Source organism: Echinicola sp. 20G (genome assembly GCF_015533855.1).
Lineage (GTDB): Bacteria > Bacteroidota > Bacteroidia > Cytophagales > Cyclobacteriaceae > Echinicola.
Genome location: NZ_AP024154.1, coordinates 4,858,151 through 4,878,190, shown reverse-complemented (window position 1 = coordinate 4,878,190; position 20,040 = coordinate 4,858,151). Strand labels below are relative to the sequence as shown.

Annotated in this window: 17 protein-coding genes; 14 read left to right on the top strand and 3 right to left on the bottom strand. The window is 38.1% G+C overall.

Features of this window, described 5'->3' with window-relative positions:
- The first annotated feature begins 413 nt into the window (after positions 1–413).
- Positions 414–2,051, top strand: coding sequence for an arylsulfatase (locus JL001_RS19735; protein WP_200979264.1), 1,638 nt, complete (start codon positions 414–416; stop codon positions 2,049–2,051).
- A 354-nt stretch (positions 2,052–2,405) separates the two neighbouring features.
- Here JL001_RS19735 and JL001_RS19730 read toward each other — a convergent pair whose 3' ends face one another.
- Positions 2,406–3,032 (bottom strand): HPP family protein, encoded by a 627-nt coding sequence (locus tag JL001_RS19730; protein WP_200979263.1) that lies wholly within the window; start codon positions 3,030–3,032, stop codon positions 2,406–2,408.
- 1,135 nt (positions 3,033–4,167) lie between these two features.
- Here JL001_RS19730 and JL001_RS19725 point away from each other — a divergent pair.
- From JL001_RS19725 to JL001_RS19695, 7 genes are all read left to right on the top strand, one after another.
- A complete protein-coding gene (locus tag JL001_RS19725; protein WP_200979262.1) occupies positions 4,168–4,869 on the top strand; it encodes a response regulator transcription factor in 702 nt (233 codons plus the stop codon).
- Positions 4,866–6,248 (top strand): cell wall metabolism sensor histidine kinase WalK, encoded by a 1,383-nt coding sequence (locus JL001_RS19720; protein ID WP_200979261.1) that lies wholly within the window; start codon positions 4,866–4,868, stop codon positions 6,246–6,248. Before JL001_RS19725 ends, JL001_RS19720 begins: the two co-directional genes overlap by 4 nt.
- Positions 6,249–7,047: 799 nt before the next feature.
- Entirely contained in the window at positions 7,048–8,079 is a 1,032-nt protein-coding gene (locus JL001_RS19715; RefSeq protein ID WP_200979260.1) for an SIR2 family protein, read from the top strand.
- A gap of 8 nt (positions 8,080–8,087) precedes the next feature.
- Positions 8,088–9,836, top strand: coding sequence for an ATP-binding protein (locus tag JL001_RS19710; protein ID WP_200979258.1), 1,749 nt, complete (start codon positions 8,088–8,090; stop codon positions 9,834–9,836).
- Between the two features lie 318 nt (positions 9,837–10,154).
- A complete protein-coding gene (locus tag JL001_RS19705; protein WP_200979256.1) occupies positions 10,155–13,655 on the top strand; it encodes a hypothetical protein in 3,501 nt (1,166 codons plus the stop codon).
- Complete coding sequence (locus JL001_RS19700; RefSeq protein WP_200979254.1) at positions 13,652–14,092, top strand: response regulator; 441 nt, start codon at positions 13,652–13,654, stop codon at positions 14,090–14,092. Before JL001_RS19705 ends, JL001_RS19700 begins: the two co-directional genes overlap by 4 nt.
- Before the next feature lie 3 nt (positions 14,093–14,095).
- Positions 14,096–15,094: a hypothetical protein gene (locus JL001_RS19695; protein ID WP_200979251.1), complete on the top strand. Its 999-nt coding sequence runs from the start codon at positions 14,096–14,098 to the stop codon at positions 15,092–15,094.
- A 152-nt stretch (positions 15,095–15,246) separates the two neighbouring features.
- Here the strand turns inward: JL001_RS19695 and JL001_RS19690 are convergent, their stop codons facing one another.
- Together JL001_RS19690 and JL001_RS19685 are read right to left on the bottom strand one after the other, a co-directional pair.
- Positions 15,247–15,432: a hypothetical protein gene (locus JL001_RS19690; RefSeq protein ID WP_200979249.1), complete on the bottom strand. Its 186-nt coding sequence runs from the start codon at positions 15,430–15,432 to the stop codon at positions 15,247–15,249.
- Positions 15,433–15,587: 155 nt separating this feature from the next.
- Positions 15,588–16,643: an IS110 family transposase gene (locus JL001_RS19685; RefSeq protein WP_200979247.1), complete on the bottom strand. Its 1,056-nt coding sequence runs from the start codon at positions 16,641–16,643 to the stop codon at positions 15,588–15,590.
- A gap of 113 nt (positions 16,644–16,756) precedes the next feature.
- Here JL001_RS19685 and JL001_RS19680 point away from each other — a divergent pair, with 113 nt between their 5' ends.
- From JL001_RS19680 to JL001_RS19655, 6 genes are all read left to right on the top strand, one after another.
- On the top strand, positions 16,757–17,494 hold the full coding sequence (locus JL001_RS19680) for a hypothetical protein (RefSeq protein WP_200979245.1): 738 nt from the start codon (positions 16,757–16,759) through the stop codon (positions 17,492–17,494).
- An 8-nt stretch (positions 17,495–17,502) separates the two neighbouring features.
- Complete coding sequence (locus JL001_RS19675) at positions 17,503–18,408, top strand: hypothetical protein (protein WP_200979243.1); 906 nt, start codon at positions 17,503–17,505, stop codon at positions 18,406–18,408.
- 66 nt (positions 18,409–18,474) lie between these two features.
- Positions 18,475–18,933: a hypothetical protein gene (locus JL001_RS19670; protein WP_200979241.1), complete on the top strand. Its 459-nt coding sequence runs from the start codon at positions 18,475–18,477 to the stop codon at positions 18,931–18,933.
- Positions 18,934–18,980: 47 nt separating this feature from the next.
- Complete coding sequence (locus JL001_RS19665) at positions 18,981–19,211, top strand: hypothetical protein (protein WP_200979239.1); 231 nt, start codon at positions 18,981–18,983, stop codon at positions 19,209–19,211.
- Complete coding sequence (locus tag JL001_RS19660; protein ID WP_200979236.1) at positions 19,201–19,548, top strand: type II toxin-antitoxin system PemK/MazF family toxin; 348 nt, start codon at positions 19,201–19,203, stop codon at positions 19,546–19,548. Before JL001_RS19665 ends, JL001_RS19660 begins: the two co-directional genes overlap by 11 nt.
- A 69-nt stretch (positions 19,549–19,617) precedes the next feature.
- On the top strand, positions 19,618–20,028 hold the full coding sequence (locus JL001_RS19655) for a hypothetical protein (protein ID WP_200979234.1): 411 nt from the start codon (positions 19,618–19,620) through the stop codon (positions 20,026–20,028).
- Positions 20,029–20,040 lie beyond the last annotated feature (12 nt).

The window sequence follows — 20,040 nt, the reverse complement described above, 5'->3', positions numbered from 1 at the left end:
AATTTCCCGCAGATAGCGCTGATGATTGCAGAAGTTGTTTGATACCAATTCAATCAGCGGAAATCTGTGAGAACAATACAAGAATAAAAACTATTTTCTTTTGTGTTGATTGGATATTAATAGCATCTATTATGTTGGGATAATATTTTATAGTTTTTTATTGGGAGTGTTTTTTTCTAATAATTAAGTCTGTCTTCAAGGCTTTACTCTTCATTTCTTTTCCTTAGATGAAAAGAAACGAAGCAAACCTGCCTGCCGGTAGGCAGGGAAAAATCAAGACACAGCTAAAGCTTCTTCCCGCAAGGCTTGCGCCTGCCCGCAGCTGTGTCAACCTCCCCGCAATATTGTTCATTGTATCTAATTAATTGGTACAATGAACAAGCATTATTAATTAATAGTCTATGATAACCATTATGAAAAAAAACAGGATAAGTTACTGCCTTATTGGCCTGATAGTACTCCACTTTGGGTGTGGTGAAAGTAAAACTGAAGAGACCATTCAGGAGAAAAAGCCCAACATCGTCCTGCTCATGTCAGATGATATGGGATATTCGGATTTGGGTTGCTATGGTGGAGAGATCCAAACTCCTAACCTCGATAAACTGGCCAAGAATGGCCTTCGCTTTACCCAGTTTTATAACACTGCCAGGTGTTGTCCGACCCGTGCTTCCTTAATGACCGGGCTACACCCTCACCAGACAGGCATTGGCCATATGACAAATCCACCCCAGAGTGACCACCATGATTATGATATGCCAGGCTATAGGGGATTTTTAAATCAAAATACCATGACCCTAGCCGAATTGCTGAAGTCGGCAGGCTATAGGACCTTGATGGCAGGGAAGTGGCATTTGGGCATGAGTGAGGAAAGCATGTGGCCTATGCAAAGGGGCTTTGACCAATATTATGGGATCCTAGCAGGAGCTAGCAACTATTTTAAACCGGAATACCCCCGTGGAATTACTGCCCAAAACGATACCATTTCGATTTCCGACCCAGATTATTACACGACAGATGCCTTTACCGATCAAGCGATCCAGTTCATTGATGCTCCGGAAGGGGATGGGGAAGCTCCATTTTTTCTGTATTTGGCCTATAATTCACCCCACTGGCCCATTCAGGCTCCGAAGGAGGACATAGACAAATACAGAGATCGCTATAAGAATGGTTGGGGAGCCTTGCGGACAGAGCGTTATGCCAAGATGAAAGCAATGGGTTTGATCCAAGAGGATTGGCCCTTATCCCCTCAGGACTCCAAGGATTGGGAGAGTTTAAGTGAAGAGAAAAAAGAGGAGATGGCCCTGAGAATGGCCATTTATGCCGCCCAAGTGGATCGCATGGATCAGAACATCGGAAAATTGGTGGATTACCTGGAGTCCCAGGGGGAACTGGACAATACCTTGATACTTTTTATGGATGACAATGGTGCCTGTGCAGAAGGAGGTCCTATGGGTGGAGGTCCTGCTGAGCAACTGGAAACCAAGGAAGGTTATTTTCTGACTTATGGCCAATCCTGGGCGAATGCCTCCAATACGCCTTTTAAAGAATACAAACATTGGATCCATGAGGGAGGCATTTCCTCTCCCTTAATTGTCCACTGGCCGGACGGGATGGAAGAAGGCCATAAAGGGACATTGGTGAACCAAGCTGGTTACCTGCCGGATATTATGAGCACTTTGATGGACTTGACCAAAGCTTCTTATCCTTCCGAGAAAAACGGACAGGCATTGCCTGAACTTGCAGGGGAAAGCCTGCTGCCTCTGATCAGTGGAAGGGGAGCAATGAACCGCCAAAAACCATTGTTTTGGGAGCATGAAGGAAATAAGGCCGTTCGGGATGGAAAGTACAAGTTGGTCATGAAATGGAACAATAATGGCCCCCAAAAGTGGGAACTTTATGATATGGAAAAGGACAGAACCGAACTCCACGATTTGGCTGCTGAGATGCCTGAAAGGGTAGCAGAGATGGAGTCCCTATGGGAAAACTGGGCAGAGAGTAATCAGGTAGAACCATGGGATAAGGTGCAGGCTGTGTTGAAGGGTAAAAAATAAATAGTAGTAAGTATTGAGTCGGGAGTATGGAGACAAGATTAAGTTGTCCCGTGTTGTCACAGCAGTTGTACTGCGGGACTTCTAAGACTGAGCTTCCAGCTCAATGAAGTCACTTGAGCTGGAAGCTCAGTTTTAATCCTACCGGGGCGCAGCCCTCGGTAGAACAGTGTCCGTAATATATATTGGCGTTGTCCCGACAGTTTCACTGCGGGACACCTAATACCGAGCCTGTGGCTCGATCAAAAAAACAATGCTGAAAGTTCTGTTTTTGTGCTGCCAGAGCACAGCCCTCTGTAGAACCTGAATCTATAGCTCAATACTCTATACTCACGACTCAATACTCCAAACTCCAAACTACTTCACCCCCAATGTCCGCAGAAGATTCAGCCAATACTTTTGTTTGCGGCTCATATAGGGGGTAACTTTTGGGTTGTAGGGATAATGGCGTTCTCTGGGGATATTGTTGATCAGCAGGGCAATCAAGAGCAGGATCAGTGCGCCAGTGAAGACTGGACTAAAAACATAGAGATAGCCCAATGCTTTGATTTTTGGAGTGCCAATCACGGCAATCAGGGCGGTGGCCCCTCCCGGAGGATGGAGGGCCTTTAAGATTTGCATCACGATAATGGACATGGAAACAGCCAAAGCACAGGTAAGCCAAAAAATATCCAAATGGCCTATGGTTTTTAAAACGCTGACCCCCACAAAGGCGCTAACAGTATGCCCCAGGATCAGGTTTCTGGGCTGAGCCAAGGGGCTGTTGGTGGCACCATAGACCAACACGGCAGAGGCGCCAAAAGAGCCGATCAGAAAAATATTTTCCAATTGGGAAAGGTGATGCAGTTCCGATTGGACAAAGGCAATCATCCCTATGCCCAGAAAGCCACCAATAAAAGTCCAAAGGTGATCAATGGGATTAAGAATGGTCTGTTTGTAAACCACATATTTGGCTTTCCGGTATCCTCTGCTCAGCTTTTCCAATTTTGGTCTTTTGGTTTGAGCCACAAAAGTAAGAAAGCCTTTTGAAAAGTCTACTGGTTTTGTAGGGAATAATTGGTGTATAGTAGCTAGTATTGAGTCGGGAGTCGGGAGTATGGAGACAGGATTAGGTTTTCCCGACAGTTGCACTGCGGGACGACTAATACCGAGCCTGTGGCTCGATCAAAAAAACAATGCTGAAAGTTCTGTTTTTGTCCTTCCAGAGCACATCCCTCTGTAGAACCTGTATCTGTAGCTCAATACTCTATACTCACGACTCCATACTCCCTCAGCAGTTGCACTGCGGGACTTCTAAAGCTGAACCTTTGGCTCAATGAAGTGCACTTGAGCTGGAAGCTCAGTTTTAATCCTACCGGGGCGCAGCCCTCTGTAGAACAGTGTACGTAATATATATTGGCGTTGTCCCGACAGTTTCACTGCGGGACGACTAATACCGAGCCTGTGGCTCGATCAAAACAATAGTACTGAAAGTCCTGTTTTTGTGCTGCCAGGGCTCAGTCCTCTGTAGAACCTGAATCTATAGCTCAATACTCCATACTCACGACTTCATACTCCCTCAGCAGTTGTACTGCGGGACTTCTAAGACTGAGCTTCCAGCTCAATGAAGTCACTTGAGCTGGAAGCTCAGTTTTAATCCTACCGGGGCGCAGCCCTCGGTAGAACAGTATATGGTATATACATTAACGTTGTCCCGACAGTTTCACTGTGGGACACCTAATACCGAGCCTGTGGCTTGATCAAAAAAACAATGCTGAAAGTTCTGTTTTTGTCCTTCCAGAGCACAGCCCTCGGTAGAACCAGAACCTGTATCCAAAACTCAATTCTCCATACTCAATACTCCATACTACATACTCCTCCCAAATTCCACCTAACCATCGGACAACCCATTAAAAAAATAACCATGAAGAAACCTTTACCGTCTATTTTTACTTATAAACCATAATGACGATTTTTGGATTAAATCTATATCTGCTATTTTACCAGCAAGGACTAAGGCCAAAAGTACGGACTTCAAACTTCGGACTTGGATCTTTTGACCACCTGAGCAAAGGTTTGAAGGTGACTGGTTTTATGGTGGATAATCGGATTGGAATAAATAGCCTAACCCATTTAGACTTTGAAAAAAATACTATTAGTAGAAGATGATACCAATGTCAGTGCCTTTATCAATAAGGGCTTGACAGAGTCCGGTTATGATGTGACCGTGGCCATGGATGGCAACGTGGGCCTGGATCTCGCGCTCTCCAAGAGCTTTAACCTGATCATCTTGGACATCATGTTGCCTTCAAAGAATGGGCTGGATGTTTGCAAGGAAATCAGGACCAATGTGATTGATACGCCCATCTTATTTTTGACTGCACTGGGCAGTACCGAAAATGTGGTGCTGGGCCTGGACTCGGGGGCAGATGATTACCTGGCCAAGCCTTTTAAGTTTATGGAGTTGCAGGCCAGGGTAAGGACATTACTGAGAAGGTCCGGTCTGAAAAATGACGCAGGAGAGGACTCGGAAGGTGAAGAGATTTTTAAATTTTCCGATTTGCTGATCAATGACGATACCAAGACCGTGACCCGGGCTGGCTTTGACATTTCCCTGACATCCACCGAATACCGCTTGCTTTTGATGCTTGTCAAAAACCAAAGAAAGGTGCTTTCCCGGGTGGATATTTTGGAAGAAGTGTGGGGGATAGACTTTGATATGGGGACCAATGTGGTGGATGTTTATATCAATTACCTCCGGAAAAAACTTGAAAAATATGGGGGCAACCGTTTGATCCAAACGGTGATCGGCATGGGCTACGTTTTAAAAGAAGGAGAATGAAAATACAGAACAAGATCATCTATGTCCTGATCATCATCTTTGTCAGCTATACCTTGTTGTTCAGTGCCTTTATTTATTATTCCATTTCCAACTATGCCTTTACGGATTTTTACAAGCGGTTGGAGATCAGGGCGATTACCACGGCCAAGTCCCAGCTCGACCATGAAAGTGATGGGAATATCCTCCAGGAGCTGAGGCAGGAATACCTGGAGAAACTGCAGGATGAGGAAATCAGGATTTTTCCTTTGGAGGACAATCAGGAGATTCCGTCCGACAGTGAGCTGTATAAGTACAAGGCCAGCTTTGTGGAGAAGGTACTGGAAGAGGGAAAGGCCAACTATAATGACAAGAAGACTTTCTACTACGGAACGGTCTACAAGGCCGTCACGGGAGATTCCTATTTGGTAGTGATTTCGGCAGAGAACTACTTTATTACCCACCATGTGCTTTACCTGCGGAACCTACTTTTTACTTCCCTGGCCATCGCCTCGATCATTATCTTTATTGTATCTTTTTTGTTTTCCAGAAAGATCATCCAGCCCATCAATGATATCATCGAGAAGGTAAAAGAGATCAGCTCCGACAACCTGCACCTGAGGTTATCTGTCAACCGGGAAAATGATGATACCGTGAGCATGCTGACCCAGACCTTCAATGATATGCTGAACAGGCTGGAGACTTCCTTTGAGACGCAGAAGAACTTTATCAGCAATGCCTCCCATGAGCTGAATACCCCACTGACCTCCATCATTGGGGAGGCCGATGTGACCTTGAGCAAGATCCGTCAACCGGAAGAATACATCAATTCCCTGCAGACGATTTTGGAGGAGGCCGAAAAGCTGAACAAAAAGACCAAGGCCCTCTTACTGTTGGCCCAAACGGGCTTTGATGGCAAGGGGCAGAAATTCAATAAACTACGGATTGACCAGCTGATCCTGGATGTCAAGGACACTGCCGAGAAGATCAATCCGGGGAGCAAGATCTGTCTGGACTTCAGTTTGTTGCCGGAAAATCCCGAACTGCTGAAAATCAATGCCAATGAAGCCCTGATGCACCTGGCCCTGACCAATATCGTCCTCAATGGCTGCAAGTATTCCGATAACCAAGCCGTCAACGTGGCACTTGGTGTGGCCAATAAAAAGATCATAATGATCATAAAGGACCGAGGCATCGGCATTCCGGAAAACGAACTGAAGTTTATCTATGATCCCTACTTCCGGGCCTCCAATACCAAAAACTACGAAGGCTATGGCATCGGTCTGCCCTTAGCGAGGAATATTATTAAAATCCATAAGGGCGAACTCCTGGTTTCCTCCGCCGAAAATGAAGGCACCACCGTACAGATCACCCTGGATGTTTTCGGCAGCAAAGCAGAGTAAGGTGTGATCTTGCTTCTATATGATTTATAGTGGACTCCAAAATTGGTTTTATTGGAATAATTTCACCCTTATAGTCCTTCCTTACTGGCTTACTTTTTTTCTATAGGTTAAAAAATTAACCCCACCTGCCGCTACGCCAAGGCGCACAGGTACGCATCTATCGAACTAATTCCGCTGGCTCGGAATGCTCACTTTTTTATCAATAGCCTGTCCCGATATCGGGAGAAATGCGAAGCATTGATAAAGACCATCAAGAATAAAATGTTCCTGAATAAAAAGCGGGAAAGCTTAAAAACAAGCCAAAACCTATGCACCTGAGTTCGATTTAAAAGGAAGAGAAATGGGGATACTAAGGTCATTTCGAACCCTTTTGCGCTTGTGTAATTGCAGGAGAAAGGGTGTGGCAATCTCCCTTTTATGAGATTCCCGCAGCTTCCTTCCCACAATCCCACGCCAAGGCTCGGAATGACGTTTTGGAAACTCAAGTTGAGGGTATGCCTATTGTTTCAGGTGCAGAAAAGGGAATGGACATAATCTAAAATCAAACCTATTAAAATAAATAAATTTCAGCAGGTAAAAAATACCTTAATCATGGTATTTAATTTTTTTACGAATTCCTTAATTTTAATAGCTATATCCGATTGCAAATGCTTACAAATATTTAAGAATGGGATAAATGGCCTTAACCTAAAATAGAAGGCCTTTTAGGGTAAGTAACATATAGATAGTGTATGCGCAATGCGTTTAGCCACTCGTTGTGCTTCATACTGAAAAACACTGAGAACAAAACTAAAATTGAATGAATAAAGAAAAAGAAGCTGTATTAAAACAATTACAAACTTGGACAAATAATATTCCTCTAATTGTTCTTGGTAGCGGAGCTTCTGTTCCTTTCAAACTTCCTTCAATGTGGACTTTGGGAGATTTCTTGAAAAGCTCAATAAGTTTTGTAGATTCTGATGACCAAGCTCAATTTGAAAAATTTAAAGATGAATTTGACAAAACTGGTGATTTAGAAACAACACTTACAAAGCTTCAATTAAGAACCAACGTACTTGCTGAAATTGTTGATAAAACTTGGGAACTTGTCAATGAATCAGATTTAAAAGCGTACGAGAAATTCATCAATAAAGAAATTGAATTTCCCTTAGCTGAATTATTAAAATATTTTTTAGACACAGCAGGTAAAAAAGTTTCAATCATAACAACGAATTATGATAGACTAGCTGAATATGCTACTAGTCTTTCTAAAGCCATTGTGTGTAGTGGTTATGCTCAAAGTCATATTGGGCATTTCTCAAACAATATTCAATCCAACAATTTAGCTTCTTTAAATGGCTATAAAGGACAAGTAAACATTTGGAAAGTTCACGGTTCGTTAGACTGGTTTAAGTCTAATGAAGATGAAAATATTCAACTTCCATTAAGACAAAGTATCCCTAAAGACTATCGACCTTTAATTGTAACACCTGGCTTAAGCAAATATTCAGAGACACATAATGAACCATATAGAACAATTTTCACACAAGCAGACTCTGAAATTGAGAATGCGAATGGTTTTTTATGTATTGGCTATGGGTTTAATGACACTCACGTTCAACCAAAACTAATTGAACAAATCAAAAACAATAAGCCAATTATTGTAATAACTAAAGAACTTACTGAAAAAACTAAACAATCAATCATCGATAATAAATGCCAAAAGTACTTACTTATCGAAGAGGCTAATTCTAAAGATACCAAAATCTATTCTTCCAAATTTGGAGAATTTGTAATTGAAGATACTAGTTATTGGGAATTAGGAGAATATTTAAAACTAATCATTTCATAAACAGAGCAATGGCTATATTCCAATTTGAAGAATCTACAAAAATCGGTACAGTTTTTAGTGTTGACACTTCTACTCTAATCGTAAAAGTTGAAGAACTTGAAAAGTTAAGGAAACTACAGGTAAATCATCTAATTGCTATAAAAAGCTCAAAAGCTGGACAGCATCTAATTGGTATTATCAACCGAATTACACGAAAAGTATCAGATGATGAGAATCCAGTTTCTGATGATTTAGGTTTAACCAATTTTTTACTAACAGAAAATATTTTAAAAGTTAACCTAATTGGTACTTTAATAGACAAGCACGGACAGAAAGAAAATGTATTCAAAAGAACTTTAGATACAGTTCCCGAAATTGAAGCAAACTGTTTTCCAATTGATGGAGAAAATATCACAAAGTTTATGCGCACAATATCATCAAAGGAAAATTATGATATTCCTCTTTCATTAGGTAAATACTCAATTGATGAAAATGCAGATGCTTATTTAGACGGAGACAAACTTTTTCAAAGGCACGCTGTAATTGTAGGTAGTACAGGTTCTGGAAAATCTTGGTGCGTAGCAAAATTGGTTGAACAAATTGCTAAACTTCCAATGGCAAATTCAATACTTTTTGACATTCACGGAGAATATAGTGGAGAAGATTTTAAAACCGATGGAATACAACATTTAAGGGTTGCTAATCCCTCTGACTTAGGGAAAACTGGAAATCTGCAAAATAGTGTTTTAATGCTTCCTTATTGGCTTTTGACTTATGAAGAAATGTTAGCAATGTTACTTGATAGAAGTGACAGTAATGCACCGAATCAAGCAATGCTTTTTTCTAAAATAGTCTTTGAAGAAAAATTAGCTTTTTTAGATTCAATTGGAGACACAACATTTAAAGATTCCATAACTATTGACAGCCCAATACCATATAAAATTGATAATGTAATAAGCAAATTAAAAAATCTTGACGAAGAACGTGTTCCCGGAGCAAGAGCAGGTCAAGACAAGGCAGGACCTTTCAATGGAAAATTAACAAGATTTGTACAAAGGCTAGAAGCTAAAAGTCAAGATAAAAGATTAGGTTTCTTGTTTCAAATATCAAATGACGAGTTAGATATTGACTGGATGAATAGCTTATGTAACTTGTTAATGCAAGGTTCTAAACAAAATGACCAAAAATCAGGTGTAAAGGTTATTGATTTTTCAGAAGTTCCTTCAGACGTTTTACCACTTGTTATTGGACTGGTGGCAAGAATTGTATTTACTGTTCAACAATGGACAGTAAATGACAAAAGACATCCTATTTGTCTATTGTGTGATGAAGCTCATTTATACATTCCCGAAAGAACAAGTCAAGATTCTGCTTCCGAACTTGGTTTAAAGAATTTTGAAAGAATTGCAAAAGAAGGTAGAAAATATGGTGTTAGTCTAACTGTTATAAGTCAAAGACCAGCAGAAGTTAACAGAACAGTTCTTAGTCAATGTAATAATTTCATTTCACTAAGGTTATCAAATGCAGAAGACCAATCAGTTATAAAAAGACTATTACCAGATAATCTTTCTGGGCTAACAGATGTATTACCTATTTTGGATATTGGAGAAGCTTTAGTTGTTGGAGATTCATCTCTATTACCTACGAGAATTTTAATCGATGAGCCAACAATTAAACCACAAAGTGCAACAATTGATTTTTGGAAAGAATGGAGTAATGACAAGGCTGAGCAAGATATCCCAAGTGCTGTTATAGGTTTAAGAAAACAGTCCAAATAAAAAGTACGAAAGCACAACAATGTATAAAAATAATAGCGGTATTATCGCTAAAACGAAATTAAGTAAATATAAAAAAGGTCTGTGTTTAACCGAAAAATTAGTGCGTGTAAATCCGCTACTATTCTTATACTAGACCGTTGTATGCCATTTAAAAAGCCAACGCACAAATAGCACATTTGGTTTTTGCTATTACGCGAGGCAACGCTGAAAAACCAAAAGAGCTATTTTAAGGCCTTACTTAATGAAATAAAAGTAAATTAACTTCAAATCAATAGGATCAGAAAACTATCGCCAATTTGACTCTTACTCTTATAATGAATGACTAAAAAGAAACAAAATACACCATACGGTCTGAAGGCATCGAGAGCAAGATACCATCTAATCAATAGAAAGTCTACGGATAGAAAAAGGGCATTTCATGAACTTAAGGAATTACTGGTATTCAGCGACTTATGTCATTCAATGGATTATTTGGAACGGAATCTCCCATCAGAAAGAAATGAATTAATTTACGGTAATCCACTACCAAATGAATATGCATCTCTTGGAAACTTAAAAGAAGCTCCTTATCTAGGTGAGAACATACATGCAGAACTTAACCAAAACTTAATTGGAGTAAGAAAATATCGACATGAAATTAATCTGTTTCTGACTTACAAGGAACTGTATGAAGAAAATCTACTTACTGGCAATTACAGTCAAGCAGAGCAATACTTAGATAAAATTGAAAAAGATGTTTGTTATTCACTCTGGACATTAGAAAATCGATTTGTTCTTTTCGAACTTTCAGGGAAAGCTTCTGAGAATAAAAAATTTTTAAGCTCATTCAACGAAGAAAACAAGGCAAAAGGAATCACAAAATCGTTAGCTCATTATCTAAGTCTAAGAGCCGAACACTCTCTATCTGTAAACCGGTATTTTAATGATTTGGAAATCGCGTTAAGCAACCTTCAAAACAATAACACGAAAGAGGCTTTTAGAAATTATTATCGTTTTAAGCTTACATTTCTAAGTCACATTGATTTTTCAAACTATGCCGCAATTCTTGCACTAGATTTTAGACATAGCATTATTGATCGATACCTAAACCTCACGAGGGTAATGACAAGTTTACTTGCAGTATCTAGCTACCTACAAAAGGACGATCAAAGACATTTAGATATAAAGCGATACTTAAGAAATCGGATCAATTACTTAATAAGAAAAGTAAATGACCCAATACTTTTTAAACTAAAGCTATTTTCAGGAGATTCAATTTTTCCAGCCTTTGATATTAAACAAAGTCAAATTGAACTTAGAACACTTGATAAGTATACTACTGGATTATACGCTGAAGCAGAGAAAGGTTTAATTGAACTACTCAAAAAAAAACCTAACCAATTTGACCTCTACTTGCTTTATGTAAAAACTCTTATCTATCAAAAGAAAGATTTCACCTCGATTGGTAATCCAAAAAGTGTTCAAAACGAAATACTTCAGGCACTATATAAAAGTACTTCAGTTCAAGGCAATCCTGATCAAGCCCGTTTGAACCTGTTAAGAATAGCAAACAATCTGTCGAGTAGCACAATTAGCTATGGAATAACAGATTATGTATTTCATGAAAACGAAGGGAGTAATGAACGCAAACTATTAGCAAAATTCTCCTATAACCTTGCAAATCCTACAATACATGAAATATTCACGACTGATGAAGAAAAAGAAGAATTCCTCGGTATGCTTGCCAGTAGATTTCCAGATTCCATTACAATACAGTTTTTTCAAGAAAAACTAAAAGGAGTTGATTCGCTCATCAAGTATGAACAAAAAATACCAGAAGGTCAGTATAAAATTGAAATGGCAAAAAAACTGCAAGAGAAAAAAAACTTCATTGCAGCAAGTAAAGAATGGGAGTTTCTAATCCAGAACTATCGGGACACAACACCTATATATGAAACGGCTATAATCAATCTTTTCAAGTGTTATTTAATCCTTGATAAACCTGATGATTGTATTAACTTATTTGTAGAAAGCTTCTTTCAAAATAACTACATAATTGAAAAAATTGAAACCAAAGAATTATTAAAAAAAATAAGCTCCAATAGGTTTAGAAATGTTTCAAGATTGATAAACCTACCGATATTTTACACAATAGTGAACGCTGACGATGTTGAGGCGCATATCGCCTACGAACTTTTTAATCAATCCCGAGGAGTTGAGAAGCCATCAGAAATTCTTGATCAATTCAATGAATTTGATGAGAATAAAATGCTTTACTTCTTGGAATTCTGCTGTAGTCCAAAAATTCTGATGCATTCAACGTTTATTGAAAACTCAAAAGAAAGACTCGAGGAAAGGTTGGTTATCTCGAATTATTTAAAATCAAAAAATCCGAATAATAAAAACATTGAAGACGAGATTAAGAGCATTCAAAACATCTTGGTTATTCAGCAGGGCTTAATTGATCTTGATGAAAGCAAGATTTATGTTAATGAGCAAGGTATAATTGATGAAGAATTACAAGATTTTGAAGCCATTTATGAAAGATTTCGAATTATTTCAGGAATTGCTGGTGACAACAAGCTTCTTTATTTGAAAGGTGGTGAATTAACTACTTACACTTCAAATGAAGACACTGAAGTTGAAAAGGTAGAGTATTCAGGAAACCCTGTTTTTGAAATCTATTCTGAGCTTTTTGATGCTATCAAGGACAAGTTTCTTAACAGTCAATATGGGATTGTAGCATACTTAAGTACGAGGATAAGACATGGAGTTTTGATAGGAGAATTACGACCAATTTTTGAAACCCACAACCTAATTACATTAAAGGAAGGAAGTACTTCAAATTATCGAAGAAACTATACTTGGGACCTGGTTTATAGTGCATATTCAAATGAAGATAAGGAGCAATTGCAAATACTACTAGCTGATTTTTCAAGTAAGGTTGACGGGCTCATTTTCGATCTAATCAAAAAACACCTACAAGTATACAAAGCTGAAATCAATGATGAGGGATGGTTCAATTATGACTTTGATCCTAATGAACTTTGGTATCACTCTGTGATAGCTACAGTATCAAGTGGAAGTTTCGAGGATTTCGTAAATCAAATATTCATGGTTCTCTGGAATAGAACCGATGAAAACCTTGAAAACATAAGACATAGAATCGAAAATGAAATTCTAGATAAGTTTAACTCATTCTTCAACGAATTGGAGATCAATTTGATTCATCAATTTGGACAAGACGCAAATCAACAGCTCGTTAAATCAATCAAAGACTGTTCAACCGAAATGCAAACGGTTATGCAGAAAATAAGCAGATGGTTTAGGCGTAGTGAAATTAAAGCATCTGATTTTAAACTTAGCGAAGTTGTTAACATTATAGCAGAGTATACGAATAAAAGTAGTCCTTATAAAAGCCTGAGGATTGAAACAGCAAGTCAAAGTGATCCATCTCTAAAAGGAGAATATAAAACACACTTTGCTGACCTAATACGGATATTTCTAGAGAATATTATAAAACACTCAAAAGAGGATGCTGCGAATATTCCCTGCAAAATAATGACCTCAATCGAAGGTCAAAGTATTCTTCAAATTCAAATATCCAATTTCATAACCAACGAAGAAAGTATTGAGGCTCTTGAAAATCTTTGGAAGGGTAATAAGCTTGATTTTGACAAACTACTGAATGAAGGGAAATCGGGTTATCACAAAGCATACAAAATCATTACTTATGACTTAAAAAATGGCATCAATGACTGTTTGACTACGAGAATTTCCGAAGAGAAAGATTGGTTTTTCGTCAATCTCAGTATCGAAGCAAAAGACATACTAGCATGAGAATACTATTTATAGAAGATCACCCTCTGAAACAAGCCCAAATTCACAAATTCATTAATGAAAAATTGGGTATCAATTCTATTGTTACAAAAAACTCATACATAAGTGGATTGAAAGAATTGATCCGAAATTTCGAAGACTATGACATGCTATTGCTGGATATCAGTATGCCGAACTATGATATTTCTTCTGAAGACAGCGGAGGAGCATGGATGCCCTTGGCTGGGAAAAAAATACTTAAAGAAATGTACTTGAGGGACATCCCTACTAAAGCCATTGTTGTCACAATGCACGGAAGTTTTGATGACGGGACTAAAATAGCCGAGCTCGATAAAGAACTAAAAGATCAGTTTTCTGAAAACTATATAGGTTATGTTTTCTATTCTCAAATTAACGAAGAATGGCAAGAAAAACTCTCTCAACTTTTAAATATTTGAGCTATGATTAAAATTCTTTTGGTTGATGATAATCCGAACAAACAAAACAATGTCAAACAGACAATTCTCGATACTCATGATTTTTCCGAGTCGGATATTGATATAGTCAGTTGTACAAAAGAAGCCAGGAAGCTTCTTTATGACAATTATTTCGATTTAATGATACTAGACCTCGTATTGCCTATCGAATTAAACGGAGAATGCAATGCTAAAAATGGAGTTGATTTTTTAAACGAAATCTCAATAAACCCTTCAATTAAACCTCCTATTCATATAGTTGGAATTTCTGGTTTTCAAGATCAGGTTCTAGAATTTCATGATCAATTTCGAATGAAGCTATGGAATCTTATTGTTTATGAAGAGTCTTCGTCTAACTGGAAAGACCAACTTCATTCCATAATATTTCATCTTGTAAAGACTAGGCAAAAATTCTTATCTGCTTCTCTCGACAAGCAACTCTCTCTCCTTTTTGCCCAGCTTGAAGATGACAATTATCCACTCACTTTTTTAGGATGTGATTGGACAACAATTTGTCAAAACTTAGCTTCAATAGTTGAAAAATCACTGGACGTTCCGTCTCGTTTTAGTAATGGACTAAAGGCTAAAAACATCAACATAGAGTCTCTCAAAATCACTAGTGAATACGATTTTCAGAATTTAGTACATCTAATATTGAGACCGTGGATTCCAAGCACGGAAGCTGAGAATGTGGCTATAATTATTGATGGGAACACCAAAAATGCTGACTTTTCAATCAAGAGTAATTCAATCATCATTGAAGCAAAATACATTGACAGCACAGGAAAGAAAAACGATACATTAAAAACTCTTGAAGGTCTTAAAGATTTTTATAAGATGAATGCAAATGTCAAGTCTTTACTTTTCTTAATTCTTGTAGAGGATTCAGTAAAAATTGATTTTCACAAATTGGAAGATCAATACAGCCAAGTTCTAGCCGAGCCTTCAATTTATGTGAAATTTTTTCTAAATAAACTTTGCTAGGTGATAACATTCATAATCCATACACATTGCCAAGTCGCACGAATCTATCGCACGGCCAATACTTGTCAAGGACATGGAACCTAACTTCTGGACAATCCAATGAATAAAATAAAAACGGCATACAACAATGGCTTCCATGAATAATCAAAAGTTCATTTTTTAGCATTTTTTCTTTTTTTGGGCTGTTTTTGACTTGATTGCCTGTTTTTGGACTGATTGGAAGAAGTCAAGAATGGACAAAGCGCTGCCTTGCGGGTGGATTGTCCACTCGCCTTGTTCTTTACTTCTGCAGTATCAGTCCATACCTTGCGATCATCAGATACAAGCCATGCTTCCATCAGAGATCCATGCTATTTTTATGGTCTCAGTTTCCGGTTAGTTTAGTAAGTGCTCCAGCCCCATACTATAATAGAGTTCCTGATTATTGGACTCACACAGTGTTGAGAGGTCTGGAGCTTTTTGATGGGCTTGATCAAATGGTCTCTGCCACGGACTAAGTTGAATACCCTACCTGGTAAGGTTCACCAGTTTTTAGGACATTATATATTCTGGAAAGTAATTTTCTTGCTATGATCACTATGGCTCGTTTGCCTGTATGCCTTTGAAGCAATTCCTCATATCGGTTCAGCATCACCGGGTCTCGTTGGACAGTAGTCCAGGCACATTCGATCAGTGAGCTTCTCAGTCCTTGATGATGGCGATAAGTCATGTATCCTTTTCGGTCTGATTCACCGCTGGAATGGACCATCGGTTTGAGCCCGATATAGCTGTTGAAGTGTTTGAAATTCCTGAAGCGATGGATATCCTCAATCTCAGTGAGTAACTGGACTGTTGTCAAGGGTCCTATTCCAGGAATCTGCCTCAGCAGCTTGGAGTTTGTCTTGTATTTTGCCTTTCGCTGAAGCGCACGGACAGAAATGGAGACCTTCAAAAAGTGACGGTAGGTAAATTCAAATTGGTCGAGCAATAAATCCATTACAAGTCGGCTGCTGTCCGAAGGGAGTTCAACTACTGCTAGCCAGTCGAGAAAGTCCTTAGTCCAATAAGGATTATCGTATTTAGGAGGTGTTTCTACCCCGTTTTGAAGTAGTTTGTCCTTGATCCTGTTTTTCACCCGGACCAGATCTGCCCAAAGTCTCTTTCGATAACGGAAGAGTTGACGATCCCCTTCGGTTTCAAGTGTTGGAACGTGGATTCCTCGTAATAGTCCTGCCCGGAGTGCTTTGGCCATTTTTCGGCTGTCCACAGGATCGGTTTTTTCACTGCTCTCTTTGTTGGTCGTAGGAAGATCTGCTGGATTGATCACCAGGCATTCATACCCGAAAGAGTTCAGGTCCCTATAGATCCAAAACCCGAACTTACATGCCTCATAACAGCAGATGATCTTATGTTTTGGGAAAAACTTATCCAAATAAGACTTCAGGGCTTTGGGATCAGGTGCCTGACTGAAAGTTTTATGATGGCAATTGGCAGTAAAAATGCAAACGCTCCACTGGCGCTTGTGAACATCAATACCAATGAATAACTTAGGAGAAACTTCGGTGTCCATGATATATTCTTTTTGATTATGTCTTTAAAACGAACCAGATTATATCATGGGAACTATAAAGACATGCCCTTCGGGACACGTTTCATAGCGGAGCCGTTGACAACCATTATAAAATGAATAAGAAAGAACAAATACCTTTAGTTGTTCATAAGGCAATCGAACCTTATTTAGATAAACGAGATGGGCTATTCAAAAGAGTAAGTTCTGAAAAGGATTTAATTCGATTCAAAGGAAGTGCGATAGACTCAAACTTTTTCTTCTACATTAAATCTCACAGAAATCAAAATAACCAAAACCAAATTCAATTAGAATATCAGCCTTTCGCAGCTGAATCTGTTTCACCTAGATTGACTTGGGTTAAATCTGATCAGAAAAGCATTGATGCACACTTTCAAATTTGGTTTAAGTTGTTAAGTGACTTTAAAAACACTAAAACTGTTTTTGATGACCCAATTGAAAAAGGCTTTCAAGAAGACTATTATTCATATTTTGAAATAATTGAGGAAGAAAAGGATAAACCACTAGAACCTTCATCCATACTACCGCTTTATGAGCACTTTGAAGAATTAAAACTCAAACTAAATGAGTACAAGACTGAAGAAAATGCTTCAGCTCTTGAGGATATTAAAGAAGAGATTACCCAGTTAAATGATAGTCTTACAGTTTCGGGACGACAAGAAATTGCAAATAGAATTTGTAGTGTTTGGGCGAAACTGACCAAACTTGGAGTTAAATACATAAAAGAGTTCGTTGAAGTTTCTCGAAAATATGTCATGAAAGAAGCTGCTAAACGTGCTTTTCAATTAGGACAAAAAGGACTCGAATACTTAGAGGACTTAGATAAGTTTTAAATTAAAAAATGGGAAAAAGCACCAGACATTTTGATAGATGGAATACAGTGATGAAGTCAACTTGGACTTACCAAGTGTTTCATAAGTACAATGACGAATTGAACGAAATGTTATGGGCTAACAAAGCGGCTATGAAGCAAACCTATTCCAATTTTAAAACTAATGGAGCAAATTGGACTGACTTAGCTTCTGACCATTTAATATTTGATGTCCCAAAAGGACAAGAAGCGTTTAAAGATCTTAAAAATTGGTCAGACACTTATAACTCCTTTAGTAATTGGACAAATCTGAATGCTCTGTTAGCCTTAAGTTCAAACTTTGAAACTTATTTAGCAACTGTTATTACGTTAGCTATTGAATCTGACCCAGGTATTTTATTTGACTCGCCAAATTCTATTGATGGAATTGTGCTTCTTAAAAATGGTGCTCAAAAAAACATGTTTCATGATTCCGTTATTGAATCTATAACAAAAGGAGATTGGAATGCCAGAACAAGTGCTTATAAGAAGACTTTTGGAATGGTTCCAAGTGGACTTGAATCTCGAGTTGGAGATTTAGACAAGATTCGTAACCTAAGAAATAAAATTGGTCACGCTTTCGGAAGAGACATAGAAGAATCTAGAAATCATGAAGTAAAAGAGACGTTAGCTATGGAAAGTCTATCGGATGAACAATTCAAAAAGAAACAGTATACGATTATGAATGCGGTCAGAGCAATTGACCAACACCTTTTAGATAAGCACATTGGAGAATATCAAACAATTGCTTTTTACCATAGGATTTATGATGGACTTAGAAATGACATCCATCAAAGTGAGAGAGCAGTAATTCTCAAAAAGCAACTTGGACAGTTTGGAGATTTATCAGGAAAAGAGTTTTGCAAAGAATTAGTTAGCTATTATGAAAAAATATAAAAACGGTTGCCAATAACTAAGAATTCGTGTGGCCGGAACGGCCGAACTCTCCTATGGCGGGCAGGCATGAATGCAGTGTTGAACAAGTGGTGCTGGGAAAGGGGTAATTTTGGGGAAAGCTTTTTCGCTTTGTTTATTTTTGGCTGTTTGGGATTGAAAAAGCACGTTACTTTTGGTACTTGTATAAATGGTAGCAGGAGGCATGGTATGGCTTATGGGGTTTGGGACAGTTTTGATGTCTTCCTTAGGTTTTGGATCTACCTGCCCTTTCGGGATAAGCACCATACACTGAACGTTGTGATGCATGCGCCGCGAGATTCTGCAAACATCAAAATCAAGATAAAATACTGGAGGATATTTGATTTTCATCTTAAAGAATTGAAAGATAATGTTGGTGCCAAAAATGTTAATGGTATAGGGGGTACGTTAGGACCCTTGATTTTGACTCCATTTTTATTGGTTACAGTATTTTTTGAATATTTATGGCTGAAAATGTTTGGAGAAAACACGAGTAAATATACTTGATAAATATACTAAAAGGATATACCTTTGTGGTGTAAAAATTAAATATCATGAAAACAATATCTTTAAAAATAGATGATTCGATTTTCGGCGAGACTGAAAAAATACTGGCTCGGATTAAGAAACCACGCAATAGATATATAAACGAAGCGATTGAGTTTTATAATAAGCTTCAACGCAAACAGATTCTTGAGAAAAAACTTAAGAAGGAATCTGGATTAGTTAAAGAGGATTCGATGTCTGTACTTAAAGATTTCGAGGAGATTGATTATGCAGATTAAGCAATTTGAAATTTGGATAGCAGATTTAAATCCGCAGATTGGAACTGAACCGGGTAAAACAAGACCAGTTTTAACGATACAAACAGATCTACTCAACAAGATTCCTCACCCTTCAACTATTGTTTGTCCGATAACAACTAACGTAAAAAAGGATTCTGAGATATTAAGGGTGCACCTTAAAAAAGGAACTGCCAACTTACATCAGGCTTGTGATATTATGATTGACCAGATTCGAGCGATTGATAATAAACGATTGACAAAAAGACTTGGAGTTTTACCGGATGAACTGATTGAATTGGTAAAAGAAAATATTCAAATTGTGCTTGACCTTGAATAATGCACCTGACCACAATTGAGTAGGTGGCCCTGAGTTTTATTTTCATGATTGATAGGTTTTGGTTCTGTCATGAAAAGATCCATAAAGAGTACCTCACCGGCTTCCCCAAATAATCGGGACAAGCTGTCCAACTATGTTTTGACATTTCTTAGTCTTTTTCCATTAGGTGTTCCATTCCTGACTGTTTTTGCATTTATGGTTCCAAACCCCAGTCCAAATTATCTTTACCTAGACAATGAAATCAGAGTGGAAAAGTCGACACAGAGTGTGGTTGCCCACCCGTATATTTCAGTTGTTAAGAACTATACAATTTTTGAAAAGGAAATTGCTGCATTAGAAGCTGACTTTGAAATAGATCAAAAATACTTAGGGATTGAGGATATAAAATCGATTTCAAAGACTGTTCGTAAGGACAATGATAAACTTATTCTAATCTTTGATTTTGGAATTGAGACCGTTGAAAAGGAAATCAATGACTAGGTATTACAAAGT

Bases quoted from the DNA above. Each gene is read 5' to 3' on its own strand.
- JL001_RS19660 (WP_200979236.1), top strand. From the start codon at position 19,201: ATGCAGATTAAGCAATTTGAAATTTGGATAGCAGATTTAAATCCGCAG.
- JL001_RS19720 (WP_200979261.1), top strand. From the start codon at position 4,866: ATGAAAATACAGAACAAGATCATCTATGTCCTGATCATCATCTTTGTC.
- JL001_RS19695 (WP_200979251.1), top strand. From the start codon at position 14,096: ATGATTAAAATTCTTTTGGTTGATGATAATCCGAACAAACAAAACAAT.
- JL001_RS19715 (WP_200979260.1), top strand. From the start codon at position 7,048: ATGAATAAAGAAAAAGAAGCTGTATTAAAACAATTACAAACTTGGACA.
- JL001_RS19700 (WP_200979254.1), top strand. From the start codon at position 13,652: ATGAGAATACTATTTATAGAAGATCACCCTCTGAAACAAGCCCAAATT.
- JL001_RS19680 (WP_200979245.1), top strand. From the start codon at position 16,757: ATGAATAAGAAAGAACAAATACCTTTAGTTGTTCATAAGGCAATCGAA.
- JL001_RS19655 (WP_200979234.1), top strand. From the start codon at position 19,618: ATGAAAAGATCCATAAAGAGTACCTCACCGGCTTCCCCAAATAATCGG.
- JL001_RS19690 (WP_200979249.1), bottom strand. From the start codon at position 15,432: ATGGAAGCATGGCTTGTATCTGATGATCGCAAGGTATGGACTGATACT.
- JL001_RS19705 (WP_200979256.1), top strand. From the start codon at position 10,155: ATGACTAAAAAGAAACAAAATACACCATACGGTCTGAAGGCATCGAGA.
- JL001_RS19735 (WP_200979264.1), top strand. From the start codon at position 414: ATGAAAAAAAACAGGATAAGTTACTGCCTTATTGGCCTGATAGTACTC.
- JL001_RS19710 (WP_200979258.1), top strand. From the start codon at position 8,088: ATGGCTATATTCCAATTTGAAGAATCTACAAAAATCGGTACAGTTTTT.
- JL001_RS19685 (WP_200979247.1), bottom strand. From the start codon at position 16,643: ATGGACACCGAAGTTTCTCCTAAGTTATTCATTGGTATTGATGTTCAC.
- JL001_RS19665 (WP_200979239.1), top strand. From the start codon at position 18,981: ATGAAAACAATATCTTTAAAAATAGATGATTCGATTTTCGGCGAGACT.
- JL001_RS19675 (WP_200979243.1), top strand. From the start codon at position 17,503: ATGGGAAAAAGCACCAGACATTTTGATAGATGGAATACAGTGATGAAG.
- JL001_RS19670 (WP_200979241.1), top strand. From the start codon at position 18,475: ATGAATGCAGTGTTGAACAAGTGGTGCTGGGAAAGGGGTAATTTTGGG.